At 56.6% G+C, this 26,838-nt stretch carries 23 protein-coding genes and 1 tRNA gene; 15 read left to right on the forward strand and 9 right to left on the reverse strand.

Translation table 11 applies throughout. The features are described 5' to 3' along the window. The first annotated feature begins 36 nt into the window (after window positions 1-36). A complete protein-coding gene (locus HY298_19140) occupies window positions 37-684 on the forward strand; it encodes a hypothetical protein (protein ID MBI3852377.1) in 648 nt (215 codons plus the stop codon). 65 nt (window positions 685-749) lie between these two features. After that, window positions 750-1,727 carry a Gfo/Idh/MocA family oxidoreductase gene (locus tag HY298_19145; protein ID MBI3852378.1) on the forward strand — a complete coding sequence of 326 codons (978 nt, stop codon included), beginning with the start codon at window positions 750-752 and terminating at the stop codon, window positions 1,725-1,727. A 30-nt stretch (window positions 1,728-1,757) separates the two neighbouring features. Here the strand turns inward: HY298_19145 and HY298_19150 are convergent, their stop codons facing one another. The 4 genes from HY298_19150 to HY298_19165 all read right to left on the reverse strand — a co-directional run bounded on the left by HY298_19150 (window position 1,758) and on the right by HY298_19165 (window position 5,200). After that, window positions 1,758-2,324, reverse strand: coding sequence for an aminodeoxychorismate/anthranilate synthase component II (locus tag HY298_19150; GenBank protein ID MBI3852379.1), 567 nt, complete (start codon window positions 2,322-2,324; stop codon window positions 1,758-1,760). An 11-nt stretch (window positions 2,325-2,335) separates the two neighbouring features. Then, window positions 2,336-3,334 (reverse strand): hypothetical protein, encoded by a 999-nt coding sequence (locus HY298_19155; protein ID MBI3852380.1) that lies wholly within the window; start codon window positions 3,332-3,334, stop codon window positions 2,336-2,338. Window positions 3,335-3,501: 167 nt separating this feature from the next. Then, window positions 3,502-4,095: a hypothetical protein gene (locus HY298_19160; GenBank protein ID MBI3852381.1), complete on the reverse strand. Its 594-nt coding sequence runs from the start codon at window positions 4,093-4,095 to the stop codon at window positions 3,502-3,504. Window positions 4,096-4,099: 4 nt separating this feature from the next. Beyond that, window positions 4,100-5,200, reverse strand: coding sequence for a 3-dehydroquinate synthase (locus HY298_19165; protein ID MBI3852382.1), 1,101 nt, complete (start codon window positions 5,198-5,200; stop codon window positions 4,100-4,102). 97 nt (window positions 5,201-5,297) lie between these two features. Between HY298_19165 and HY298_19170 the strand changes: the two genes are divergently transcribed. From HY298_19170 to HY298_19185, 4 genes are all read left to right on the forward strand, one after another. Then, window positions 5,298-6,101: a 3-ketoacyl-ACP reductase gene (locus tag HY298_19170; protein MBI3852383.1), complete on the forward strand. Its 804-nt coding sequence runs from the start codon at window positions 5,298-5,300 to the stop codon at window positions 6,099-6,101. 75 nt (window positions 6,102-6,176) lie between these two features. Beyond that, entirely contained in the window at window positions 6,177-7,619 is a 1,443-nt protein-coding gene (locus HY298_19175; protein ID MBI3852384.1) for a glycoside hydrolase family 88 protein, read from the forward strand. Further along, entirely contained in the window at window positions 7,616-8,563 is a 948-nt protein-coding gene (locus HY298_19180) for a PmoA family protein (GenBank protein ID MBI3852385.1), read from the forward strand. Before HY298_19175 ends, HY298_19180 begins: the two co-directional genes overlap by 4 nt. Further along, complete coding sequence (locus tag HY298_19185) at window positions 8,560-9,423, forward strand: NAD(P)-dependent oxidoreductase (protein MBI3852386.1); 864 nt, start codon at window positions 8,560-8,562, stop codon at window positions 9,421-9,423. The genes HY298_19180 and HY298_19185 overlap by 4 nt, the downstream gene beginning before the upstream one ends. 143 nt (window positions 9,424-9,566) lie before the next feature. Here the strand turns inward: HY298_19185 and HY298_19190 are convergent, their stop codons facing one another. Both HY298_19190 and HY298_19195 read right to left on the reverse strand, forming a co-directional pair. Beyond that, window positions 9,567-10,829: an MFS transporter gene (locus HY298_19190; protein MBI3852387.1), complete on the reverse strand. Its 1,263-nt coding sequence runs from the start codon at window positions 10,827-10,829 to the stop codon at window positions 9,567-9,569. Next, window positions 10,826-11,776, reverse strand: a complete 951-nt coding sequence (locus tag HY298_19195) for an aldo/keto reductase (protein MBI3852388.1) — start codon at window positions 11,774-11,776, stop codon at window positions 10,826-10,828. Before HY298_19195 ends, HY298_19190 begins: the two co-directional genes overlap by 4 nt. Before the next feature lie 116 nt (window positions 11,777-11,892). Here HY298_19195 and HY298_19200 point away from each other — a divergent pair, with 116 nt between their 5' ends. Further along, window positions 11,893-13,407: an NADH:flavin oxidoreductase gene (locus HY298_19200; protein ID MBI3852389.1), complete on the forward strand. Its 1,515-nt coding sequence runs from the start codon at window positions 11,893-11,895 to the stop codon at window positions 13,405-13,407. Window positions 13,408-13,437: 30 nt separating this feature from the next. On the opposite strand, the gene HY298_19205 is transcribed toward HY298_19200, so the two are convergent. From HY298_19205 to HY298_19215, 3 genes are all read right to left on the reverse strand, one after another. After that, complete coding sequence (locus tag HY298_19205; GenBank protein MBI3852390.1) at window positions 13,438-13,941, reverse strand: hypothetical protein; 504 nt, start codon at window positions 13,939-13,941, stop codon at window positions 13,438-13,440. 23 nt (window positions 13,942-13,964) lie between these two features. After that, window positions 13,965-16,772, reverse strand: a complete 2,808-nt coding sequence (locus tag HY298_19210; GenBank protein ID MBI3852391.1) for a metallophosphoesterase — start codon at window positions 16,770-16,772, stop codon at window positions 13,965-13,967. A 176-nt stretch (window positions 16,773-16,948) separates the two neighbouring features. Then, window positions 16,949-17,025 (reverse strand) — tRNA-Met (locus tag HY298_19215). Between the two features lie 337 nt (window positions 17,026-17,362). On the opposite strand from HY298_19215, the gene HY298_19220 reads away from it, so the two are divergent. From HY298_19220 to HY298_19255, 8 genes are all read left to right on the forward strand, one after another. Beyond that, window positions 17,363-19,915, forward strand: coding sequence for a hypothetical protein (locus HY298_19220; GenBank protein MBI3852392.1), 2,553 nt, complete (start codon window positions 17,363-17,365; stop codon window positions 19,913-19,915). 257 nt (window positions 19,916-20,172) lie between these two features. Further along, window positions 20,173-22,338, forward strand: coding sequence for a hypothetical protein (locus HY298_19225; protein ID MBI3852393.1), 2,166 nt, complete (start codon window positions 20,173-20,175; stop codon window positions 22,336-22,338). 195 nt (window positions 22,339-22,533) lie between these two features. Continuing rightward, window positions 22,534-23,160 (forward strand): hypothetical protein, encoded by a 627-nt coding sequence (locus HY298_19230; protein ID MBI3852394.1) that lies wholly within the window; start codon window positions 22,534-22,536, stop codon window positions 23,158-23,160. Further along, entirely contained in the window at window positions 23,135-23,674 is a 540-nt protein-coding gene (locus HY298_19235; protein MBI3852395.1) for a hypothetical protein, read from the forward strand. The genes HY298_19230 and HY298_19235 overlap by 26 nt, the downstream gene beginning before the upstream one ends. 1 nt (window position 23,675) lies before the next feature. Further along, window positions 23,676-23,954 carry a hypothetical protein gene (locus HY298_19240; protein MBI3852396.1) on the forward strand — a complete coding sequence of 93 codons (279 nt, stop codon included), beginning with the start codon at window positions 23,676-23,678 and terminating at the stop codon, window positions 23,952-23,954. 275 nt (window positions 23,955-24,229) lie between these two features. Further along, window positions 24,230-24,424, forward strand: a complete 195-nt coding sequence (locus HY298_19245) for a hypothetical protein (GenBank protein ID MBI3852397.1) — start codon at window positions 24,230-24,232, stop codon at window positions 24,422-24,424. Window positions 24,425-24,480: 56 nt separating this feature from the next. Next, window positions 24,481-25,539 (forward strand): glycoside hydrolase family 130 protein, encoded by a 1,059-nt coding sequence (locus HY298_19250; protein MBI3852398.1) that lies wholly within the window; start codon window positions 24,481-24,483, stop codon window positions 25,537-25,539. Next, window positions 25,536-26,822, forward strand: a complete 1,287-nt coding sequence (locus HY298_19255) for an MFS transporter (GenBank protein MBI3852399.1) — start codon at window positions 25,536-25,538, stop codon at window positions 26,820-26,822. The genes HY298_19250 and HY298_19255 overlap by 4 nt, the downstream gene beginning before the upstream one ends. The last annotated feature ends 16 nt before the right edge of the window (window positions 26,823-26,838 follow it).

Consider the following 26,838-nt stretch of genomic DNA (forward strand, 5'->3'; position numbering starts at 1 on the left):
GCGTTGTGTTCAAGAAATAAAACGAAAACTATGCGAGTGTGGCGAAACCAAGTCGGATCGGTGTTGGTTTTGAGTTGCGCCTGTGTCCTGACCGCGCAAACTCCCAAGCCGCTTTACGAAAACAATTTTGAGACTGCGGCGGTGGGTTCAGTGCCGGGCGATTTTCTGGTTCAGGACGGCGCGTTCACCGTGAAGGAAGAATCAGGGAATAAATTCCTGGAGTTGCCCGGCGCACCATTGGATACGTTCGGCCTGTATTTTGGCCCGACAGAGAAAGATGAGACTGCCGCTTCAGCGCGTTTCTCCGGGGTTGGCAAAGGCCGCCGCTTCCCCACTTTCGCCGTCGGTTTGGGCGCGGGCGGGCTTTATCGCTTGCAAGTTTCACCGGCAAAAAAATTACTGGAGCTTTACAAGGGCGAGATCTTGAAAGGGTCTGTGCCACACGATTGGCAATCCGGGACGTGGACGTTTCTCAAGTTGCAGGTTCGCAAAGTCAAAGACGGCGAATGGAAAGTGGAGGGGCAAGTGTGGGCACAAGGCAAAGCCGAGCCGGAAGGGTGGGCGATCATCTACGACGAAAAGGAAGAACCCATCGCCGGGCGCGCGTCGCTGTGGGCTAGTCCGTATGCCGGGACGCCGATTCGTTTTGACGATCTGGTGGTTGCGCCAGTGTCCGCAAAATAATAGCGACGCTTGAAGTGCGAATTGGCTTGCGTCCGGCCGGTTGATAAACCGAAATCACCTCACTTATGAATTTTCAAACCCTCGGCTGGATCATCTGTTTCATGTCGGCTTTCACCTCTCTTCTTGCCGCTGATCTGCGCGTCGGAATTATCGGCCTCGACACTTCGCATGTCCCCGCTTTCACGAAACTATTGAACGATCCGAACGACAAGAATCATGTTCCTGGCGGGAGGGTTGTCGCTGCGTTCAAAGGCGGCAGCAAGGACATCGAATCGAGTTGGTCGCGCGTGGACAAATACACAGAACAGTTGCAAAAGCAATTCGGCGTCAAGATTGTGGATTCGATTGAAGAACTTTGTCAGCAGGTCGATGTGGTGATGATAGAAAGTCTGGATGGCCGTCCACATCTGGAACAGGCCCGCCCCGTTCTCAAGGCGCGTAAACCGTTGTTCATCGACAAACCGGTTGCCGGTTCGTTGCGCGATGCGATTGAAATATTCCGGCTCGCGAAGGAATACAATATGCCGGTTTACAGTTCGTCATCCTACCGTTTTTACGACAGCATGGTGGAGTTGAAGAAAACCGACGTGGGTGAAATCCGTGGCGCGATTTCCTACGGGCCTTGCGAACTGGAGCCGCATCATCCTGATTTATTTTGGTACGGTGTCCATCCTACCGAGGCGCTGTTCACGGTGATGGGAACGGGCTGCGAGAGCGTGGTGCGCACCTCGACGCCCGACACGGACGTCGTCACTGGGGTTTGGTCCGGGGGGCGCGTTGGGACATTGCGTGGTTTGCGCAACGCCAGCGCGCCGCACAAGGTGATCGTCTTCGGCACGAAATCCGTGGCTGAGCAAAAGGGCAGCGGCGATTATGCGCCCCTCGTTCGCGAGATCATGAAATTCTTCCAAACCGGAATCGCGCCCGTATCGCCGGAAGAGACGCTGGAGATTTTTGCGTTTATGGTGGCCGCCGACGAAAGCAAACGTCAGGGCGGCAAGCCAGTGAAAATCAGCGACGTGATGAAAAAGAACGGCGGTTGAAATCGTTCTCCCGAAGAACAGCCACGCTGTTCAGTTCAGCTTCAGGAAATTCTTCATGATCGTCCGCCCATTTTCGGTCAGGATGCTTTCGGGATGGAATTGCACGCCCCAGATGGGCAGTTCCTTGTGCCGCACGCCCATGATTTCTCCCTCATCGGATTCGGCCGTGATTTCCAAACAGTCGGGCATTGTATCGCGTTTGATGACCAATGAATGGTAACGCGTTGCTACGAATGGATTAGCCATGCCCTCAAACAACTCACGCCCATTATGCTTAATCGGAGAGGTTTTGCCGTGCATCATGCGGTAGTTCACGACGACTTCCGCGCCGAACGTGTGCCCGATGCATTGATGACCAAGGCAAACGCCGAACAGCGGAATCCGCGCGCCAAACGTGCGGATGATTTCGTTGGACAGACCGGATTCGCGCGGTGAACAAGGCCCGGGCGAAATCAAAATGCGCTCCGGATTCAACTCGCGAATCTGGTCGAGACTAATTTGATCGTTTCGATGGACCTGCATCTCCACCTTCAACTCGCCGAGGTATTGCACGAGGTTGTAGGTGAACGAATCGTAGTTGTCGATGACGAGAACCATGGTGTGAGTTGCTACTGAGGCGAAAGGACGCGCGCGGGCACAATTTCCTTGGTGGCGCCCGGCGGCTGCCAGAAAAATTTACAGCCCGCATCCACGTCGTTTTCGAAGAATTCCACTTTGATGACGTGCGTGCCTTCCTTCAACTCCAGTTCGCCTGATTTTTCTTCCATCGCGTGCAGGCCATTGTTGTCGATGATCTGCTTGCCGTCGATGTAGAGTCGCGAGCCGTCATCGGACTCAAGGAAGAACGTGTATTTGCCGTCCTTCGGCACATGGAGTTTGCCGGTCCAGCGCACGTAGAAGTAATCGACCAACGGCGTGCCGTGAAACGGTTCCTGGGTGCTTTCAAAGTTGACCGTTTTGTCCACGCGCTTCACCACCGGTTTCTTGTCGGCCGCGATCGTCGGAAAATCTTCCAACGAACTTCCGATATCAAAATATTCACCCGTCAGACCGGTCGAAGACTCAGCCGCAGCGGCTGAAGCTGCCGGATGAAACAGAGCCGTCGCGGGAACGATTTCCTTGGCTGCCCCCGGCGGTTGCCACCGGAAAATGCATCCGGCGTCCACGTCGTTTTCAAAGAACTCGACCTTGATGGAATGATCGCCGGATTTCAGTTCTATCTCGCCCGGTTTCTCTTCCATCGAGTGGAGACCGTTGTTGTCGATGATCTGTTTGCCGTCAACGAACAAGCGCGAGCCGTCGTCGGATTCAAGGAAGAATGTGTAATTACCGTCCTTGGGGACGCGGATTTTGCCCGTCCAACGGATGTAGAAAAAATCCACCAACGACGTGCCGTGGAATCCTTCCTGAGTGCTTTCAAAATTGATCGTCTTGTCCACACGGCTGACGACAGGTTTCTTATCATCGGGAATTCTCGGAAAATCTTCCAGTGAAGTGCCGATGTCGAAGTATTCTCCCGTGAGACCGGGCTGGAGGTCTTCGGCGGCAGCGCAACGGCTGACGGCAAACAACAGCAAGGCGGCGAGCTTAGGTAGAGTGGATTTCATGTGATATCGTGGGTTTTGGTTTCTGGGCGCTGTAATGTTATCGGTATCGCGGCCCTTCAAAATCCGGGCTGACAAAACCGTAGTTTAACCGCTCAGGTTGTCAATCCATCGGTGAGCGGAAAATCTTTCAAGAACACCACGCATGGCGAAGGGTTTGATTCGCCGATTCAACGGCGCTTGCGTCTCGATTTGAACAACTCCAACTGCGCTTCCCTGAAGAATTCATAGTTCTTCAGGATGCGGATCATCTGGAGCAAGTCGGACTTCTGGTAATTGCGGTTCACCTCGATGTGGGCGATGAGATCGGCCAGCATCGTGCGAAACGGAATCACGGCGTCCACGCCTTTGGAGCGGAGCAGGGAAATGCTCTGCTCGCGCGCGTCGGCATTGGCGGGTAGTGCGGGAACGACGAGGATTTTGGTCAGCAGCCCTTCGCCGCCGAACGCGCGGGCCGCCTGCTGAAACACCTTCGGCTCAACAAAGCGAAAAATCTCCGGCGTGCTGGTCAGCCGAGCCGAACTGAAGGTCTCCGTGTGCCAGCCTTTGACGACCACGATCGCTCGCTCGACGAACTGCAAATCAGGCGAGGTCAGCACAAACGGCGGCTCAGCCGCGGGTGGTTGCGGATGCGGGTTTAGGACAAAGAAATCAATGTCATCCTCCTCGCGCTTGGTCTGGACGATGTACTTGCGATGCTGCCGGACGAGGAATTCGTGCAGCTCGAAGTATTCGCGGACGATAGTTTCACTGACGGCGGCCACGAGGTTAGTTGAGAGTTGAAGGTTGAGAGTTGAGGGTTTGTTGGATCAGCGCGGCGGGGACGTTGTGGCCGTAGTCAACCCGGCCGATCTTTCGTGCAAAGACGAAGTTGATTTCACCGCCTTTGACTTTCTTGTCCAGAAGCATCGCGTCAAACAACCTCACTCGCTGCGCAGTGGTTAATTTCACATCGGTCGGCAGTCCGGCGCGCGCGAACAAAGTCCTTATCCTTTCGGTATCGCGCTGCGGGAAACCGAGCAGCCGCGTTGAAAGAACCGCCGCGGCGACCTGACCAATGGCGATGGCCTCGCCGTGCAGATATTTGCCGTAACCTGAAATGGCTTCGAGTGCGTGTCCGATGGTGTGGCCGAAGTTCAGGATTTGTCGCAAACCACTTTCGGTTTCGTCCTGACTGACAATCGCCGCCTTGATCTCGCAACAGCGCGCCACGATCGTAGCAAGCGTTTTGCTGTCCCGTCCCAGGAGTTTCGGCAGGTCACGCTCCAGTCGTTTGAACAGGGTCGCGTCGTAAACGATGCCGTACTTGATGACTTCAGCCAGACCAGCGCGATATTCACGCGCTGGCAGCGTCTTGAGCGTATTCAAATCGCAGAGCACGAGCCGAGGTTGGTGAAAAGTGCCGACGAGGTTTTTTCCCGCGCTCAGATTCACGCCGACCTTGCCGCCGACGGAGCTGTCCACTTGCGCAAGCAGCGTCGTCGGCACTTGGACGAAATCAATCCCGCGCAGATAGGTCGCCGCGACAAATCCCGCCAGATCGCCGACGACGCCGCCGCCCAGCGCCACGATGAATGACTTGCGTTCGAGGCGATGGGCGGCGAGTTGATTGTAACAAGCCTGAACTGTTTTGAGATTCTTGGCGGTCTCGCCCGCCGGAACGGTAATCAAGATCGGGTGAAATCCCGCTCCTTCCAAAACCCGCTGAACCCTCTCTCCGTAGCGCGGCGACACATTGCGGTCGGAGATGATGGCGCACCGCTGGCCGAGGTTGAGTCGGGAGCATTCCGCGCCAAGGCGGGATAACCGACCCTCGCCGATCAGGATGGAATAACTGCGGTCGCCCAATGCTACCTTCACTCTGCGCATGCCCTGAGCATAAAGATTGGCCGGAGCATGTCAAAGATTAGCCGGTCGCGGAAAAATAACCTTTTCCTTCGTGCGCAGAATTTTATCCTCAGCCCGAATGAATCCAGTTGCTCTCATCACCGGCGCATCGCGTGGTATCGGTCGCGGCATCGCGCTGGAACTGGCGAAGCTCGGTTACGATCTGGTCATCAACTTTGTCAACAACCGCGCCGCCGCCAGACAAACTGCGAGCGACTGTTTGTCGCGCGCCGAGGCCCACAACCAGAAGATTCGCGCCGAGATTTGCCAGGCGGATGTTGCCAGCGCTGGCGACCGCCGGAAACTCATTGGTTTTACCAGATCGAAATTCAAACGACTGGACCTGCTTGTGAACAATGCCGGCGTCGCGCCGAAAGTTCGCGAAGACATCCTTGAAGCAAACGATAGTAGTTTTGACCGGCTCATCAGCATCAACGTCAAGGGCCCGTATTTTCTGACCCAACTGGCTGCCAAGTGGATGATCGAGCAGTGCAGCATCACGCATCACGCATCACGTATCACGTATCGCCCACGAATCATCACCATCTCCTCCATCAGTGCCTACACGGCATCAGTGAATCGCGGCGACTACTGCATTTCCAAAGCCGCCCTTTCCATGATCACTCCACTCTACGCGACGCGGCTGGCGGAGTTTGGCATCAACGTCTATGAAATTCGACCCGGCATTATCGCCACCGATCTGACCGCGCCGGTGAAAAAGAATTATGACCAGCTACTCGACGCAGGGTTCACTCCGATCAACCGATGGGGAACGCCGGAAGATGTCGGCAAAGCCGTCGCCGCCATCGCACAGGATTCGCTCCCGTTCAGCACCGGCGAAGTGATCAACGTGGACGGCGGCTTTCATTTGCGGCGATTGTAGGAGCCGACGTGAGGAGGCTCTAATTAGTTTGCGGAACAATAGTGACCCGCTTGCGTCGGCTGCTACGAATAACCTATGGCGATCAAAATCGACAACAAACTGACTGCGCGAAAGCTCGTTCCCAAAATCGAGCGGCTCTTCGAACTTTCGGCGGAGAAAATCCTGAGCCTCGAGAAGACTTGGAAGCCGGAGCAGGGGGCACCGGTTTTCACGGTGAAGGGCAGATACACGACGCGCGGCTGGACGGAATGGACGCAGGGCTTTCAATACGGCTCGGCGCTGTTGCAGTTCGACGCGACCGGTGATGAGCGCTTTCTCGAAATCGGCCGCCGCAATACCATTGAGCGGATGGCCACGCACGTTTCGCACATTGGTGTGCACGATCATGGCTTCAACAACATTTCGACTTACGGAAATCTCTGGCGGCTGATGCGCGAAGCGAGAATCCCCTTCAACGAGCAAGAGAAGAACTTTTACGAACTGGCGCTGAAAGTTTCCGGCGCGGTGCAAGCCGCCCGGTGGACGTCGGTCTTCGGCGGCACGGGTTTCATTCATTCGTTTAACGGACCGCATTCCCTTTTCGTTGACACAATCCGCTCGTTGCGCTCACTGGCGGTGGCACATCAACTTGGCCATGTGTTGATGGGCGAGCAGGACCAAACAATTTCGTTGCTCGGGCGTTTGATTCAGCATGGTTTGAACACAGCGCGCTACAATGTCTATTATGGCGAGGGGCGTGATGCCTACGATGTGGGGGGGCGCACCGCGCACGAAGCCATTTTCAACACAGCAAGCTGGAAATTCCGTTGTCCGAATTCTCAGCAGGGTTACTCACCATTCAGCACTTGGACACGCGGGCTTGCGTGGGCACTTTGTGGATTTGCTGAGCAGTTAGAGTTTCTCGATACGCTGGATCGAAACGAGTTGTACGGGAGCCAAAGTTCCAAGCCCGGCCGCAAGCCCAAAGCAAAAGGAGCTCGCATTGTTCGAAATGAATGGGTCGAGGATGTGTTTCTTCGTGCAGCGGGGGTTACCGCGGACTTCTACCTCGCCAACTCCTGCGCCGACGGCATTCCGATGTGGGACACCGGCGCGCCGAATTTGCATCGACTTGGTGATTATCTGAAGAAGCCCGCCGATCCGTTCAACAAGTTTGAACCCATGGACAGTTCCGCCGCCGCAATCGCGGCACAAGGTCTGTGGCGGCTTGGCAACTATCTAAACGCCTCACGCCTCACGCCTCACGCCTCACGCTACAAACAAGCCGCGCTAACCATCGCCAGCACTCTCCTCGGCGAACCGTATCTCAGCACGAACCCGAAGCACCAGGGCTTGCTGTTGCACTCGGTCTATCACCGACCTAACGGCTGGGATTACATCCCGCGCGGACAGAAAGTTCCGAACGGCGAAAGCTCGATGTGGGGCGATTACCACGCGCGCGAACTGGCGCTGCTGTTGTTGCGCGAAGCGCGCGGAGAACCGCATTTAACCTTTTTCAAACCTACGGGTACCAAATGAAATCTTTTCTCCTCCATCTGTTCACTACGGTTGTCGTATTGGCTGCGACACACGAACATAGCGCCGCCGCCGGCTTTGCATTAGAACAAAAGGGCGACGAACTCGTCATTACCTGCAACGGCCAGACAATTGCCACTTACGTCCTGCACGACGATAAAATTCTCCGCCCTCATTTCAAGAACGTCCGCACGCTCGACGGCCTTCAAGTGACGCGTAATCACCCACCCATCGCGGGCAAAGATGCGACCGATCACTCGGACATGCATCCCGGCATCTGGCTGGCGTTCGGCGCAATCAATGATCAGGATTTCTGGCGCAACAAGGCGAAGGTTGAACATGAGCGATTCGTCGAACCACCTTTCGCTCGCGACGACGAAGCTGGTTTTACCGCACTCAACCATTACATATCCACCAATGGCCAGTTGATCTGCCGCGAGACCTGCCGCATCCGATTCAAGAGCGGGCCTGAGGGTTGGTGGTTGCTTTGGGATTCAACGTTTGAGTCCGATCGCGAGGTTGTTTTTGGTGACCAAGAGGAGATGGGTTTGGGTGTGCGCCTGGCGACCCCGCTCACAGTCAAGCAGGGCGGCTCAATTCTGAACAGTGCTGGCGGCCAGAATGAGAAGGGCACGTGGGGCAAGACCGCCGAGTGGGTTGATTATTTCGGAAACCTCGAGGGCAAGACTGCGGGAGTGATGCTCATGCCTGATCCCGCGAATTTCCGGCAGTCATGGTTTCACAGTCGCGATTACGGATTGGTAGTGGCGAATCCGTTTGGCCAGAACGCCTTTACTAAGGGCGAAAAGAGCCGGGTCGTGGTTAAATCGGGAGAGCGCTTTCGTCTGCGCTTCGGGTTGTTGATCCATTCTTCGCCGCAAGACAAACCGCTAAATCGCGTTGCTGCGTACCAGACGTCTCTCGCAGAATTGAAACGAGCCGAGTGAAAAGCCCGTCGAAGCAAATCGGTTTGGTTGGCCTCGGTTTGATGGGCAGCGCCCTCGCCGAACGATTTTTGAAATCCGGTTTTGCGCTAATCGGTTTCGACGTGAACGCCGCTCGACGGCGTGCGCTGAAGACACTTGGCGGGAAACCGCTCGACTCAGTTGCAAAAGTGGCTGCGGCGTGCGGGCGAATCGTTTTCTCACTACCGACGACCGAGGTCGTCGCCGAGGTGATTCGTGAGATGGGGGACAAATTGCGCCCCAGCTCCATAATTGTCGACACGACCACTGGCGAAGCCGAAGAAACTGTGCGGCTGGGCGCAAAGCTGGCAAAGAGGCGCATCCACTACCTGGATGCCACCGTCGTCGGTAACAGCGAACAGGTTCGTACTGGGGATGTAATTGTATTGGCTGGCGGCACACGACCATCGGTGGCCGCGTGCCGCGACGTCTTCGAAAGCTTTGCGCGTCAAACTTTTCAGGTCGGGCCATGCGGCAGCGGTTCGCGGATGAAACTGGTCGTTAATCTGGTGCTCGGTTTGAACCGCGCGGGACTCGCCGAAGGACTTGCCTTCGCCGAAGCCGCAGGCGTTTCACCAAAGCGCGCGTTGGAAATTCTAAAGTCCAGCGCGGCCTATTCTCGCGTGATGGACACGAAGGGAAGCAAGATGCTCAGGAGTGATTTCAAGCCGCAAGCCAGGCTCTCACAGCATCTCAAAGACGTGCGGTTGATTCTTTCCCTGGGCCGGAAGGCTGGCGCGAAACTGCCGCTGTCCAAACAACATAGCAAGTTGTTGGAACAAGTCGAAGCCGCGGGCGGTGGCGATTTGGACAACAGCGCGATCATCAAGGCGTTCAAATGACTCAGGTCCAACTCTTGATGCACGGGGCGTTGGAGTTCAAACTTTAGTTTGTCTCCTGAGTGCGGGTTGTTTTACCGTGACAAGCTGAAGCTTGAACTCCAACAACGGTTGCATCTTCGTCGTCGGGCGTGCGCGTTCCGATTTTAGTCCCGCAAACTTTTTCCCGTCGTGTCCGGCGCGAACCAGATGATCACCATGCCAACGGCGTAGATCAGACTGGTGATGACGCCGACCCTCGCGTAATCCCCTTCGAAAACTTGCATCAACGCGCCGGCTCCGAGCACGCCTGCCGCTGACGCGAAGCGACCGAAGTTGTAACTCACGCCTGTGCCGCTCGCCCGCACGCGCGTTGGAAAAAGCTCCGGCAAATAGAGCGGCAGCCAGCCGAAGAAAAGCGTGGAGATGAAGCCTTGAACAAAAACGCATGGCAGAAACACGGTGTCCAGCGGTTTCAGAAACACATAGATGCTGACCGTGGCGGTCACTGAGCCGAGGCTGATGAGAAAATAGGTGAGCCGACGGCCCATCAGGTTGGCCAGATGTCCGCCGAGCAAACTACCGAGCGCAGCCCCCACCGCCCAATACGCCTGGGTCGTGGCTTTGTAGCCGGGTTGAGCCGCGCCGCCAATTTTGTCCGCCCAAGGGATCATCCATTTGCTCGCGCCCCACGCGCCGATCAGCGGGATCGCGCCGAGACAGATGCCGATCAGCGTCAGCCGCAGCAGCGGCGGGTGAAATAACTCGGCAAGCGGCGACTTGGACATTTTAGTTTTATCCTTCGAGCGGGTTGACAACCACGCCGGTGATTCCGGTACGAACCAGAGTGAAATCAGTCCGAGGATTACCGGGAGCGCGGTGACAAGCATGAGCCAGCGCCATGAATCGGGAGTGACTTTGCGGAACGTGCCGAGTTGCGACATCACGAACACACCGATGTTCGCCGACGTCCCCAACAAACCGGCCAGCATTGGGCGCGACACGTCCGACCAGAACTCCGACACAAGGGCCACGCCGTTCGGCCACATGCCTCCGATGCCGAGTCCGGTGAGAAAGCGCAGCAACAGCAATTGCTCCTGGTTAGTCACGAAATAACCCGCGCCACCGAAAATCGAATAGCAAAGAATGCTACAGCCCATGGCCTTTGCCCTTCCGATGCGGTCGCCCAACCAGCCCAAAACAATGCCGCCGATGGCCGCGCCGAGCATGATCGACGCGGTGTAGCGGGCAAACCAATCGCCGGCATCCGCGTCGTTGAATGCCCCGCCCATCAAATCTCGCGAGACCGAGAGCGACGCCAGCGGCATGAGTCCGAGTTGCACGCCGGCACAGAGCCAGCCGAGAAAACCGGCTGCGAGCACAGTGTAACGCAGTTGGGCCTGGAACGAAGTTGAAGAGTCGTTGCTCATGCGAAAAGGTTTTCCAGCAACGCTGGAGGAAGCGGACCTGCTTGTGCGAAACCAACGGCTTCATCAAGTTGTTCTGGGCCGGCGAAGCCGATCAACGCCGTTGAGATTTGTGCATCCCCAAGCACGTAACGAATGGACGCTTCCTTGAGGCTCGTGCCGGGCGGCAGTAACGCTGCCAATTGCGCGGCACGATGCTGATCGCGCTGGTAAAGTTCGAGCGGGAAGAATTTCGTTTGCAGCGTGTGGGCGCTGGGTGGTTGTCCGACGAGCGCGCCGCCGGCAAAAACGCGGATGGCCAGCACCGCAATCCCTCGTTGGGCACAGGTCGCTATCCAATCACCTTCAGAACGGCGCGGTCCGAGGATATGGAATGGAACCTGGAGCGTCGTCCAATCTCCCTCGGCAATCACCTCGCGGATTGACAACCCGTCGCCCAGTCCGGTCAGGCCGAAATTCTCGACGATGCCGTCGGCTTTCAACTTCAGGAATGCGTCAAGGACACTAGCCTTTCTCAGCACATCACGTGGAGTGATTGAAGTCGGCTGGTCGCCACGGTTTGGCGTGATGGAATTGTGGAGTTGAATGAGCGTGATGCGCGGAACGCCAAGCCGTTTCAAGCTGGCGGCAACGGAGGACTTCACTGCTTCGCCAACATTACCGAGTTGCTGTTCCGTCAGGCGCACTTTGGTGGCGATGTGCACTTTCTCCAGAGCGCCGAGTTCACGCAGTGCCGCGCCAAGATTGGTTTCAGAATGGCCATCCCCGTAGGTCGCAGCCGTATCGAACCAGTTGATGCCGACCTCAAGCGCGCGCCGGATGGTCTTGAGTTGAGCCCCTCGCGCTTTGCTTGTCATGAGTGCGGCGACTGGTCCGGCGCCGAACGAGATTTCGGAAATGCGAAGACCCGTCGAACCAAGCGAGCGGGTGTTGAGCATCGGAACGGTCATGGCGAATGCCGAACAGTTCATCATCAACTCACCTAGATGGCAAGGTGGGATCGCGGACAGGACCCTTGCCTTGCGGTCGTTGACGCGGCTAGTGTCATTTCGACATCGCGAACATTATGGCCGCCGATTTCAAGCTGACGCGCATTCCGACACTCAAGACTGTTGCCGACTTTCGCAACCAGGTCGCAGCACTTGGCATTCAACTGCCGTGTGAAGATGAAATCTTTTTGGGAAATGCGTCACCCCTTGCACAACCAATCGAGGGGATAACCATCAACGGCAAACGCATCAACAATCGCTGGGCGATTCAACCGATGGAAGGTTGGGACGGCACGACGACTGGTGGCGCGACGGATGAGGTGCGTCGTCGCTGGCAGCGCTTCGGCGAGAGCGGCGCGAAGACGATTTACGGTGGCGAAGCGATGGCTGTGCGCCCGGATGGTCGCGCAAATCCGAACCAGCTCGTCATAATCGAGCAGAACCAGCGCGACTTTGCGGAGTTGCGGGAGATTTTGCTGAAGGCGCATCGCGAGCGTTTCGGCAACGCGGACGACGTGGTCATCGGCTTTCAACTCACGCATTCGGGTCGGTTCTGCAAACCGAATGACAAGTTTCGCCTTGAGCCGCGAGTTGCCTATCGTCATCCGATCCTTGACCGAAGATTCAATGTCACGAGCGATGCGCAAGTCTTCAGCGATGCGGAGATCGATCGACTCATTGAAGATTATGTCCGAGCTGCCCGCATTGCGTGGGAGGTCGGCGCAGATTTCGTGGACCTCAAGCATTGCCACGGTTATCTGCTGCATGAGTTTCTCGGAGCACACGCGCGGCCTGGTAAATTCGGCGGCAGCTTCGAGAACCGGACGCGAATTCTGCGCGAGATCGTGTCGGGGATTCGTGCGAGCGGGAACAAGGTTGAACTTGGCGTGCGCCTGAGCGCATTTGACTTTGTGCCGTTCAAACCTGATCCGGCGTTGTCGCACCCCGGCAAACTTGGGCCAGGTATTCCGGAGGATTTCTCTCATTGCCTGCCTTATCGGTACGGTTTTGGCGTGAACGCGAACAATCCGGTGGAGTATGATTTGACCGAAGCGTTTCAGTTCGCGGAGCAGTGTGCGCAACTCGGCGTGAAGATTTTGAACCTCAGCGCGGGTTCGCCTTACTACAATCCGCACATCCAGCGGCCCGCCGCGTATCCGCCGAGCGACGGTTATCAACCGCCGGAAGACCCGCTGGTCGGCGTGGCGAGGCAGATCAATGTCGTGCGACAAGTGAAGGAACACCTTGTCAAAATCCGAGATCCGAAATCCGAAATCCGAAATCCAGTCGTGATCGGGACGGCTTACAGTTACTTGCAGGAATACCTGCCGCATGTGGCGCAATATGCCGTGCGCCATGGCTGGACGGACATGATTGGGCTGGGGCGAATGGTGCTGGCATATCCGGCGATTCTGGCGGATGCGTTGGCGAAGGGGGAGTTAGAAAAAAGATCCATTTGCCGGACGTTCAGCGATTGCACCACCGCGCCGCGGAATGGCCTCATCAGTGGCTGCTACCCGTTAGACAAATATTACACGAGCAAGCCGGAATTCGATCGGCTAAAGGAACTGAAGAAAAAAGTTGGGGCGTGATGAATGGATCAGACGGCTTGGTCACCGGTTTCACTCCACTTGTTCAGCCAGATTTCGCTTTATCTCTCGATAATCAATAGACTCGCCACCGCACAATTTGTTCATGATCACTTTTCCCGTGCGTGGCCAAGGGCCTATAATCACGCCCTTAATTATTCGCCACACGCTGAGTCTTTCTCTTACATATGGTCCGGTCTTGATCTCGCCGATTACAAGAAATTGATTTCGCCGATAGAGCCGAATTTCCTTAACTTCGATTAAGGTCCCCTTTGGAAGAACGCCGATTGGCTGAATGTAATACGGGTGGTAATCCTCATACGGCTTGTAGTTCTGAAGATTATAGTTGGGGTTTTCGACTGAGTCCATCAAGCCGCGATTCGCCAAAAGGATGGCTTCTCTTTGCAGTAGATATCTTTTCCCAATCGTCAAGTGTGCATCGTTAGAGCCGACATGACTAACTGAGGTTGAACATCCGACAAAAGCGAGCATCACCATCCAGAAGATCGGGTAAGAGTGTGTGGCGAGTTTATTCATCGAAAGTTTCGTGCTTATACAAGTCACTGGACGACCTCGACGCGGTAGAAGCGCGCCATGGCCGCGCCATCATCAGTGAAGCTTTGAGTGGACGGCTGCCCCAATGGCGTCGGGTCGATTTCTTCGGCAGCACTCCGTTCAATGGATTGGAAGCCGCCTCCGAGGTCGCCGTTGGCATCAGGTTCGACTCGGCTGATCCGGTAACGCGTGCCGCCGACGGAGGTCCAAGTCAGAATGAAGCGCCTTTGCTCATCCATTCGCGCGCTGAGAATCCTCAGGCTCGAGCCGGCATCGCGTGGATCGGTGTTGGCCCAGTATTCCGCCGCGTTGCCGACGCCATCACGATCCTCGTCGCCGTCCGGATTCGTGAGGCCGTGTTTGGTCATCCAACCGGCGGAAACTCCGTTGGGCAATACATCGGGCGGATTGAATACATTAAGTGAGAAAGTCGCCGGCTCACTGAACATCAACCCGTCAAAAACGCGGAAGATGAAGTGATCCGGCCCAGCATAGCCGTGCGCTGCCGTGTAAGTGCATTTGCCCTTTATAGGATCAAAACCGGTGATCAGGCCGTGTCCCGGCAGCGAAAAGAGTTGGTATGTCAACACGGCATCCTCGGGATCACTGCCGTGCAATTTCAACGGTCGCGGTGTATCTGCGTGGATCAGAGCGGCCAGGTTGTTGGCGCTGGGCGGGTAATTCGTGGTGGAGGTGAAATGCCAAATCGGTCCGCTGACAATGTTTGTTCCATCACTCACACTGACCTGCCACTCGTACAGAGTGCCACGGGCGAGATTTGTCCACGCGAGCGAAGCATTGTTGCCGGAAGGAACTCCGGCCACAGTGCCGAGCACGGCAAAGGGGTTCGTCGTCGTGCCTTCCCGGCCGTAAAACGTCACGGCTAGATCATTCGTCTCCGGATCGGAAACATTCACCGTCAACTCCGGTGGTGTGGGCACTTCCACCGCGCAGTCAAGCGGAGCGATCAACACCGGCGGATTCGGTGGATCGTTCAGTTTCTGGATCGTGAAGAAGTCATTGGTGGTGCCGTTCTCGCGAATGAACTTTGCATCAAGCCGGTTGCCCGAGATGTCAAGGACGAGTGAACCAAGATTGTTCAACGAAATGTACATCGCCGGATGGTTCAACGAGCCGCCGCTGATCTGCCCGGAACTTCCGACCACCGCATAGACCGCGCCCTGATGCGAAGCCGGACCGCCGGCGGGCTTAGTGTACACGCCGCTGCCTGATTCGCGCCCGCTGCCGGCGTTCAATTTATTGGTGGTGGAGAGCGTGGACGATTGTCCATAATGACTGTCCAGCAGGAACGACCTTTCATAACAATGGCTGTGTCCGCTCAACACCAAATCCACGCCATACGCCTCGAGGATCGGCAAGAAATTGCGCCGCATCTGGATCAACTCAATTTCAGCGTCCGAGTTGTGTGAACCCTTGCTGTAAGGCGGATGATGCCAGAAGGCGATGATCCAATCTGCCGTCACATCTGCGAGATCGTTGGTAAGCCAGGTGGCCATGGCGCCGTTGGTCGCGCGATTCGCCGTCATCGAGTCCAGGCAGACGAAGTGGATGTTCGCGTAATTGAACGAGTAATAATGTTCCGTCCCGGACGCCAGGCCGCCGGCTTCCCCGTTCTTGGGAAATGTGAAAATATTGAAGTAAGGATAGTTGTCGGTGAACGCGGTGGCCTGGGCAGTCTCATGGTTGCCAAGAGTGGACCACAAGACCGTTTTACGCAGCAGGTTGGCGTAAATATTAAACACAGCGGTTTGGTATTCGCGATCCGTGCCGCTGTCGTAGGCGTTGTCCCCGAGCATCAACCACAAATCCGTGTCACGTCCGGCCGTGAATTTTTCGTAGGCGTTCCGGACGTTGATCTGGTTCGCGTTGCCCGTGCCCGAATCGCCGATGACCCAGATGCGTGTCGGCTTGCGTGTGCCCGGAATCGGCGGCGTGGTGAAGAAATGATTCGTGTCACCGCCCGCGAGGTTGGTGCTCACCGTGCCGACGGCATAAAAGTACTTTGTGTTGGGCCGCAATCCCGTCAAGTTTACCTCGTGTTCAGTGGATGCCGTGTTGACGTCCGCCTGCGAAATCAACTCGGCGAGGTTTGTACCGAAGCGGACGCGACCGCCGGTGGCCACGTCTGTCCGCCAGCGAACCACGAGGCTCGTGGGTGAGGCGCTTTGCAAGTAAGGTCCGCGCGTGACCCGGGCTGAAATCCCGCTTACCAGACTCGCCGCCGAACCCAACACAATGTCGGAACTGTTCGTCGCCTGCTGATGCACTTCCACCGCCAGAACATTGTCGCCATTTACCAGGTTCGTCAGCGTATCACCGGACAATCCGAATACATCGTACGCGGACGCATCTCCCACCACTCGCGAACTCAGCGTCTCATAAACCACCGGGCCCGCCGGCATGCCGAGGCGCTGGATTTCGACGCCGTTCAAATAAAACACGGCACCATCATCAATGAGGTTTGAGAAGACCAGCACGCTGTCCGGTGGCGCGCTGGTCGCCGTAAAGTGCGTGCGGAAATAATACGTCGCGGCACCCAGTGTCAGCGGCGTGTTTTTGGGCGCCGGTAACGGCGCTGTTTCAACGAACAGCAGTGCTGGTCCGGACGCCCAAGACGAATCGTCAAAATCGAACGCAGTCCAGTTGCTGGCATCCAGACTGCCGGCTTGCCAATAACGCCACTCGTTGGTGATGCCGAACAGAAGATTGGTCTGCGCGGCGGCGGCACGCGTAGAGATGAATCCGCCGGTTGTGACCAGCAAGGCGACGATTCCAAGTCGGAGCAAAAACATACGTCGGGGGCGAACCGGCTTCGCAGGCAGGTTGCGAGAATTGCGGAGACGGTATCATAACCGGCCAGAAAGTCACGACAAACCTAGAGCACAGGATTGAAATCCGGCTGAGGTGCCACATAAGTGAGCGATCAACAAATGAGGAACCCTGCCGGTCACCCAGCAGGGTTCAAAATTGGTTGCGGGGGCAGGATTTGAACCTGCGGCCTTCAGGTTATGAGCCTGACGAGCTACCGGGCTGCTCCACCCCGCGATCAACTGCGCTCAATATACCCGCCGTTTCGTTGCTCGCGCAAGCTATTTAGGGTGAAAGTCGGCAAACCGACTTTTTGTGCCAAATGACCATCAAAACCAGCTTGCAATTCCCAACCCACTGCCGAACCCACATCGATTCGCCACAGTTTCGAGCAGCAGACCCATCATGCGGCTGGTCAGTGGCGCCCTCCGACACCGCCTGAATTCACGGTCCCCGGGCATGGGGGATATCCCCCCGTTGTAACGGCAGGGTTTCGACGCTTACTCTCACAAGTCCGGCACCGCACGATCAGCGGTGCCGACCCCGAACCCAAACTTAAAACGGAAAGAAAAAAATGAATGCTCCAAAACAAAGTCCCAAACCAAATTGCGTCGTTCAACCGTCAGATGACTTGCCTACGAACAGGGAAAGCTCGTCCACAGCAAGAAAACCGCAGACTTCCTTCACCTTGCCTTTGTGCCTGATGGCCTTTATTTCCCTGCTATTCGGAACGCCTTCGACCCGCGCTGCTTTACTGCCCAAGAACTTCTGGGTGAATCCGGCTTTCGAGCTTGGCAGTAACCTCAACCAAACCGACGGCACCGTTTCCAATTGGAGTCGCGGAGGTGGCGATTCGACCATCTGCCAGGTGATCACCAATAACTCCGTGAGTTCAAGTCATTCATTGGCGGTCATCGACGCCAATAGCGGCCCCGACGGTTACGGCGAGTGGTACTCCGACCTCACTTTTAGCGGCCAAGCTTACCCCGGCGACACGTTGGATATCCAGTGGTATGAAATGTATAACCTCGACAGTCCTGAGATGCGCTTAACCGTGCTATTTTTCAATGCCGCCGACTCAGTCGTTGGACAAACCCACTTTGTCACGACCAACGCGACCAGCGGCGGATGGGTGAGCACCATCGAAGATTCCACATTTACGAAGCGAAATGAGACCTTATCCGTGCCGCTCGGCGCGGTGAAAATGCGCTGTTCTCTGGTCTCCGGCGGTCCCGCAGCCACCACCGGGGTCATGATCATTGACGACTTATCCGTGGCGCGCTCACCCGTGCCGAACCTACTGTTCGGCAACTTCTGGGTGAATCCATCGTTCGAGCTCGGCGTTAACCTCGACCAAACGAACGGGACTCCTTCAAATTGGAATCGCGGAGGCGGTGACACGACGATCGATCAAGTCCTTACTAATAATTACGCCAGCTCAAATCATTCGTTGGCCGTCATTGATACCAATACTACTGGCAGCGGTTACGGCGAGTGGTACTCGGACGTGACTCTCAGCGGCAATGCCAGCCCCGGTGACACGTTGAATATCCAATGGTTCGAAATGTATAACATCAGCGCCGCCGAGATGCGCTTGTCAGTGCTGTTTTTTGACGGAGCGGATGTGGTCGTTGGACAAACCCATTTTGTCACCTCCGGCACCACTAACGCCGGATGGCTAGGCACCATCGCGGATTCGACGTTTACGAAGCGCAATGGGTCCGTGTTGGTGCCGACCGGCGCGGTGAAGATGCGCTGTTCCCTGGTATCCGGCGGTGACGCATCCATTACCGGGGTGATGCTCGTTGATGATTTATCGGTGGCGCGCGTGGCGCCTACGGTGTCGGGCAACTTCTGGTTGAACTCGACTTTCGAGACCGGTACCAGCCTCGATCAACCTACCGGCACGCCCGCAAATTGGAATCGCGGTGGCAGCGATGGCTCGATTGATCAGGTCACCACCAACAAATCTGTCAGCCCCACACATGCTCTGGCAGTTGTGGATACCAATGCCACTGGTTACGGGGAGTGGTATGCGGACGTTTTGCTCAGCGGCCACGCCAACCCGGGCGACCGGTTGGATGTCCAGTGGTCTGAAATGTATGGCATCACCAATGGAAGCATGCGGGTGACGGTCGGGTTTCGCACTGCCGGCGACGCTTTCATCTCGGAAACTAGTTTCAACGTGTCCGGCAATAGTGCCGGGTGGCTGGGCACCATCGCTGGCTCTACCTTTGTGGCGCGACAACAAGACGTGGTGGTGCCTGCGGGCGCGGGGAAGATTCGTGTTCAACTGGCCTCCGCCGGTCCCGTCGCAACCGTCGGCGTCATGGTCATCGACGATTTGACCGTGGCCCTTCATCCCTCGACCGTCCTGGCGGGGAACTTCTTCCCGAATCCGACGTTCGAGAATGGCGATCAGTTGGACAATCCCACGGCCGCAACGCCGGCCGGCATTTGGAATCGCGGCGGGGGTGATAGTTCGATTGATCAGGTCAGCGCGGGCAACTCCGTCAGCCCAACCCACTCATTGTCTTTGTTGGACAACAATACCGCCGGCAACGGGTACGGCGAGTGGTACGGGTTTCTCACCCTGTCCGGCGTCGGAACTGACGACGTGCTCGATCTGCAATGGTTCCAACTCTACAGCGTGACGAATGGGGCTATGCGTTTGAGCTTCAGGTTTACCGATGCCGGGAATGGTGAGTTGGGATTCGCCAACGATTTCAACACGTCTGGCGAAAGTAGCCCGGACTGGACGGGAAGCATCGCCACATCGCCCTTCGAGCGGCGTAACGAAAGGCTACTGGTGCCTGCGGGCGCCGTGAAACTCCGGGTGAACTTCGCCTCCGGCGGTGCCGGGAGCGTGACGGGTACGATGTTGATCGACGATTTGTCAGTGCGGCTCAGCGTGCCGAACATTACATCGTTTGTGCCTGATTCGGGTGGCTTCAATCTGACTTGGGACAGCATGCCGAGCAAGACTTACAAAGTTCAATTCGCGACCACTCTGGGTTCTTGGGGGGACCTCGCAACTGGCCTGGCTTCGGGCGGCCTCACAACGTCGTATTTGGACACTGCCATCCATGCTGGCACTGCCGGCTTCTATCGCGTCGTTCAGGAGTAAAGGCCGTGGCGGAAACTTCTTTCCGGCGGGGAGAGTACCCGCCGGAGTGAGATAAAAAGCAGGGCTGCCTGTGCAGAGTTCGTATTCTGCCATGCAGCCCTGCTGACTGAAATGATTGCTTTATCGAGCGCACGGCCTTGCGGAATTAATGAGTGACGACCGGCCAAATCACTCTCGTAAACTGTGTCAACCTGTGCCCCTATGTTTCAGCGCGAGCGAAGAGGTCGATCACGTCGTGTCCGATGGTTAGTCCAATTATGAAAAACTCTTCCTTCGTTCTGCGAATCCTGCCAGTCGTTGCCTGGTTGGTGACGACGGGAGATGCAGGGTGCCTCGGCGCGGTTGAGGAGACTTTGCAATCGAGGATCCCTCGCGTTGAGCGGATGCCGAATCTTCCGCAGCCGTTTGCGATGCGCGATTGGTCCCAACTGACTCGTGATTACCTCGACCTCGTGTTCGATTTCGAAAAGCGCGGCGAGCATCTGCCGCTCGTCGGTTGGCTCGATGCGGGCCGCACGATGGTATCGTTCCCGTCTTATGTCGGCGGGCCGAACGATCCGGAGGCCGTCAACTATCTTGCGGCGGTTGTCAGCGGGTCACTTGTCGGCTTGGACATGCGGAATTATCGCGGTCATGACTGGGTGACGTTAGGGACAAATTTCTTCAACGTGGAAGAAGGGGTTTACGTGAACCGCCCGCACGGTAGCACAGGGGGCTCATTTTGGTATGACGTTTTTCCCAATGTTCTCTTCTACCAGCTCTACGAGCTGTATCCGGGCAATCCTGCACGCGACAAGCAGGCGCGCTCGGCGGCGCAGAAGTGGTATGAAGCTTGTGTGGCGTTAGGCGGTAAAACCGACCCACACGCACTGCCGAATTTCGATCACACCGGATTGAATCTGAAAACCATGAAGCCGACGGAGCAGGGGCGGATCGAACCGGAAGGCGCCGCCGGCATCGCGTGGCTCGAATACATGGCGTGGCTGAAATTCAAAGACTCGCGCTTCCTGACCGCCGCAGACTGGGCCATCCGTTCACTGGAGGAAAGGCCGGTCGCTAAAAGTCCCCTCTATGAAGTTCTGCTGCCCTATGGCGCCCTGATCGCCGCACGCATGAACGCCGAACTGGGTCGTCATTACGATGTCGCCAAGCTGGTGAATGCTTGCTTTGAACCGCGCGGCCAGCCTCAAGCCCGACCGGGATGGGGAGTCATAGCGGATCGCTGGAATGGGCTGGATGCGGATGGCCTGGTCGGCAGTACCACGGACGGCGAAGGCTATGCGTTTGCCATGAACACGTTTCAATGGGCGGGCGCATTGGTGCCGTTGGCGCGCTATGACTCGCGATACGCGCGGGACATCGGCAAGTGGACGCTGAACCTGGCGAATGCCGCGCGTCTTTTCTATCCCAACGCCCACGACGCCGGGCACCAATCGAGTTACGCCTGGGCCCAAGCGCATGACGCCAAATCGGTGATTGCCTACGAAGGAATCCGCAAGTGGAAGCGCGGCGCGGCGACCGCCCGTGCCGATTACCGTACGGTGCGGGGAAAAATCGTGGAGGGAAGTTTCGCGTCCACACATTTTCGGAGCGACGTGCCGCCCGATCGTGAGGTATTCGAAGAGGCGTCCGGCAATGGGCCGCCGTTTGAACATATCTGGGAGTTCACCCTTCCCGAGGCGCGGTCAAAGTGGCTCGTGGTGGCGGCAGACCGCATTAATGGCGGACATGCTGGCAATGTCTTCCGGTTTTCTTACGCGAGCCGTCCTGATGGCCCGTACACGCCCGCTTTCTCGGTGGCCGGCTCAGGTCCCGCTCAGGTGGTTGAACTGCCCGCCGCGCTTCAGACCAAACTCTACGTCAAGGTGGAGAGCAGTGACCGATCGGCCGGTTGGAGCGGCCCGGACCGGCTATCGGTGGACGCCATGGCGATTTCCTATCAATCCAGTATCGGCCCGTTTGCCCAAGGTGACTTGGTGGTTACATTCATTGACCTCCTCAAAGAAGCCACCGTTCCCATTGTGCTCTATCGCCCCGCTGCGGCCGCGACCGACCTGGGTCTTTATGGCAGTTCGCATGTGGGAATTCTTGGCGGCATCATCAAGCCAACCAACGTCGAAAAAATTCTGCAATTGGACCTTCTGAAAACGGATTACTTCCACGCCAAAGCGTATCCCACCTACCTCTATTACAACCCCTACCCTTCAACCAAGACAGTGGAGATCGCTGTCGGGGCAGAGGCGAGGGATATTTACGATGCGGCCAGCGATCAATTTCTCCAAAAGAACGTTTTCGGTCGCGCGCGCATCACCATCCCGTCAGACACCGCGAGGATCGTGGTGCTCACTCCGGTGGGAGGGAAAATATTGCGCGAGGGAAAACGGACTCTGATCGACAATGTCATCGTGCGTTACAGGGATTAGGAAAAATTCGGGTCGTGTCCTAATTCGACGGAAGTCCGTCTGCTTTTGCGCGAGAGCTAGCTGTTTCCGTTTCCCCCTGTTGGGGCGGGAACAAAATGAGATTGCTGGGGGAACAAAATGCAGGAATCAATTGTCTTGCACGCCGCCGACAGGAACAATAAGTTAACGCACAGACTGAACTCGTCGGTCAAGAACATGCCATTGAAACTACCAAGCTTTAGAAAATCGCGCTGCCAGATGCTAACGGCTTGCGGCGAAATTGTGGACGCCGCGGATTTCAGCATCGAGCGTTTGGTAAAGAAGAAAACTCTCAGTGCATCATACAAAGCGGCTGATGAAAGAGCCTCCATACGCATCTTCAGTGGAGGAAAGAAAGGAAATCATCTTCATATCGACATAGCCACCCCCGCGTTCTTTGGCGGCAAAGTGCCAAAGGCCACTCACAAAAGGTCGGATATCGATGCAATTCTGAACCAAGTTATTGGGATGAAAGTCAACGTAGGCGTGCGGGGTATGTTTGTAGCGCCCGTTGAATCCTTGCCGGCAGACGGTGTCATTCGCTCGCTTTCAGTTCAGAAGACATCTGGGAAAGTGGGCCTCAAAATGACAGGTGGCACGGTGTCAGTCGAGGGTGCGCCGATCCGAAAAATGGAATGGTCGCTAATCCAGAACGGGAAGCGCGTTCGGGTTGCCGTTTGGGCAGATAAGTCGCAATTGATTCACGAGGATTACCTCGTCGACTTGCTGAAGTGGATAGAGTCAACGTTTGATACTTTTGTGCTCGGAAAAGAATCTCATGCCTACGATAAAGAACAGAATTGAGGCTTTCCTCCCCGAAGCGCACGAGGCCGAAGCTCAGGGTTGGCGTCCGCCGGAATGCGAGCAGGTCTTGGTTGTACATCGAAAGCCAAGGCAGTACGTTGCTCCGAACTGGCAGAGGATAATGCCCATATTGCTCGCCAAGTTTGCGCAGACGTTTCTCGCTGCGCGGATTGAAGCCCTGGAGCGCGACGTCGAAGCCTTGCGGAAGCGACTCGACCAAGTCGGCTCATCGCGTTCAATAATTGCGCCCATCGAGACATTCGCCCCAGAGCCTTACGAGGCGACCAAGCCATTCCACGTTGTTGTCGAGCCGGTAGACGATGAGTTTATAGCCACGCTGTTCGATGCAAACATCAACGCATCGGGCGACACGGCAGAAGAATCCGTCTCAAACCTGAAGGACATTATGCTCACGCTTTTTGAGCGCCTACAGAGAGAACCCCAAGGGAAACTCGGTTCTGGACCAGCCCGCCAGTTAAGTGTCTTGAAAAGCCTGGTGAGAAAGCAGCCTTAGCATGGCGCGAATCATAACCAAGGAATCGGCACTCAAGATTGCCAAAAAACTGGAAGCCGAAATTGAGACGGGGGGCAAAGCCCACGACATGGCCTATGTTTACCACGAGGGTAAAATGATAGCCAATTTCGGTATCCGCAGAGGGTCGCAGAAGGACAAAGGTCATGACCATATCCCTCGCGATTTACATGTTGGCCCGCATGATGCCCGTATGCTAGCCCAGTGCCCACTGACTCGCGCGGGATGGCTCGACATCTTGGGCGAAAAAGGGTTGCTGTGAGCCGTGTTCCCGGCGCGCAACCAGACCCGTGATGCGGAAAACCAAACCCGCTTCACACTTCGTCCGGCGAGTGATGCTCGCGCTTCTCGTCCGTCTTAAGATTGCTGACTTTGATTCGCTCAACAAGTTTGATGTCCACGCGCGGCGAGCTGCCGGTCGGCGGCGTGCAGCGCAACGATGTGGCGATCCCGCGCCTTGGAGGGACTTGGCGACGTGAACAATAAGAAAGCGGCGGGGGGGGAATTCTCCTCACGCTGGAAAAGCCATCCAAGCCGATGCGCGACGAAGCCGTGGACGCAGGCCGTTACGAATCGAAGTTCTGGCACGACAAGGATTATCCAAAAATCCAACTGCTCACGATTGAGGGCTTGCTGAACGGCAAAGAACGCGTGGACGCGCCACCGCAGATGAATCCCTTTGCCAAAGCCCAGCGCGAAGCCAAACCGGAGAAGCAGACGGAGTTGATTTGAGCGTTGCTTCGCCGCAATCCTGCCGTCAAATTAGGACACTACCAAGAATTCGGATTATGCCTGACATCGCGAAACGCTTTGCTGAAAACCCGATCCTGAGGCCGGCTGACATCCGCCCGAGCATTGAGGGAATGAAAGTCGAATGTCTGCTGAATCCCGGCGTCTTCCGGTTCAACCACAAGACCTGGCTCCTCTTGCGCGTGGCCGAGCGCCCCGAGCAGAAGCCGGGCAAGACGTCGTTCCCCATCCTGGGCGCCAAGGGAGAGTTGCAGATCCTGGAATTCGACAACTCCGATCCGAAGCTCAATCGCGCCGACCCCAGGGTCATCGGCTATGACGGCAGGGATTACTTGACGACGATGTCGCATTTGCGGCTGGTCGCCAGTGCCGACGGAATTAACTTTGCCGAAGACGCGTCTTATCCATCGATGTTCGGCCAGGGCGAATTGGAAGCCTACGGCATAGAGGATTGCCGGGTGGTGCAGATCGGTGAGACCTACTATCTTACCTTCACGGAAGTGTCGGAGCACGGCGTGGGCGTGGGCTTGCGCAGCACAACCGACTGGCGCAATATTTTCCAACACGGCATGATTCTCCCACCCCACAACAAGGACTGCGCGATTTTCGGCGAGCAAATCGGTGGCAAATACTACGCCTTGCACCGACCCAGCAGTCCGGCCCTCGGCGGAAATTACATCTGGCTCGCTGAATCGCCTGACCTCGTGCATTGGGGCCGGCACCATTGTCTGGCGCACAGTCGGCCGGGCCTGTGGGACAGCGCCCGTGTTGGGGCTGGGGCCGCCCCCATCCGCACACCGGAAGGCTGGCTGGAAATTTACCACGGCGCCAATGGCGAAAACCACTACTGCCTCGGAGCGCTGCTGCTCGATCTTGAATCTCCGTGGAAAGTCCTCGCCCGCTCGCGTCAGCCAATCATGGAACCGATTGCGGACTACGAACGCACCGGTTTCTTCGGCAATGTCGTCTTCACCAACGGCCATCTGGTGGACGGCGACACGGTGACTCTTTACTACGGCGCTTCCGACAGCGTCATCTGTGGCGCGCGACTCTCCATCCAGGAGATTCTGCAAACCCTCCGTTCAGCCGCGTTATGAAAAAGTGTTTGCACGAGTATCGGCACTTCCTCTCGTATCCGCGCGACATGCGGATTCTCCTGATCACCAATCTGGTCTATGGGTTGGTGATGCCGGTGATCGAGATGTTCATCGGCGCCTACGTCATGCGGAAATCCGACGACGTGAAAATGGTCGTCATCTACCAGTTAGCGGTTTACACGGGAATCCCCTTCACGTTTCTGGTCAACGGCTGGCTGCTGCAACTGGTGAGCGTCAAGCGCCTTTACTCCGTCGGCATGTTGCTCAGCGGGCTTTCGATGGTGGTCATGATGTCCTTGACCGAGTTGAGCCTGATGGGATTGGGTGTGGCAGGATTGCTGATGGGCATGTCCTTCGGGCTTTATTGGGCCAACCGTGATTATTTGGCCCTGTCCAGTACGAGCGACGGCAACCGAAACTATTATTACGGCCTGGAAACTTTCTTCGCCACCAACATTGGCATTGTGGTGCCGTTCGCGGTGGGAGCATTTATTGGCTGGTATGGCGGCGAAGTTACCGGCCAGGTCTCCCGCGCGTATCAGGTGGTCACGGCGGTCGTGTTCGTCATAACCATCGCGGCTTCGGTCATTGTCCATCAAGGTCAATTCAAGAATCCTCCCCGGAGCCAGTTCCTGTATTTCCGTTATCACTGGATTTGGAACCGGATGCAACTGCTCGCTATCCTCAAAGGGTTGGCTCAGGGCTACATTGTCACGGCGCCGGCCATGCTGATCATGACGCATGTTGGCAAAGAAGGCTCGCTGGGCACGATCCTTTCGGTCGGCAGTGTCCTGTCGGCCATCCTGCTCTACATCCTCGGGCGGACCACCAAACCGAAACACCGCATTTACCTCTTCGCCGTCGGCCTGTCGTTGTTCGCCTTGGGCGCGCTGGCGAATGGAATCCTCTTCAACAAACTCGGCGTGCTGCTGTTCATGGTGCTTCTGGTCCTGGGACGTCCCCTGGCCGACATCGCTTATTTCACGATTCAACTGTTGGTAATAGACACCGTCTCCGCGCTCGAGAAACGCAATCAGTACGCCTACATCTTTGTTCAGGAGTTCGGATTCTACATCGGGCGGTTCACCGGATGCGGGTTGTTCATCCTGCTGGCAACTCAAGTGTCAAACACGTTTGCCTTGCGTTTCGCATTGCTCATCGTCGCCGTGCTGCAGCTTCTCTCGGTGTTCGTGGCCAAACGGATCTTGAAAGGCTGCGCCGACACCGGGCAAGCGGGAAATGTCGCGCCAGCGGGAACACCGATCCCAATCCCGGCGGCATAAAAATCCGGGAACAACA

Source organism: Verrucomicrobiota bacterium (assembly GCA_016200005.1).
Lineage (GTDB): Bacteria > Verrucomicrobiota > Verrucomicrobiia > Limisphaerales > PALSA-1396 > PALSA-1396.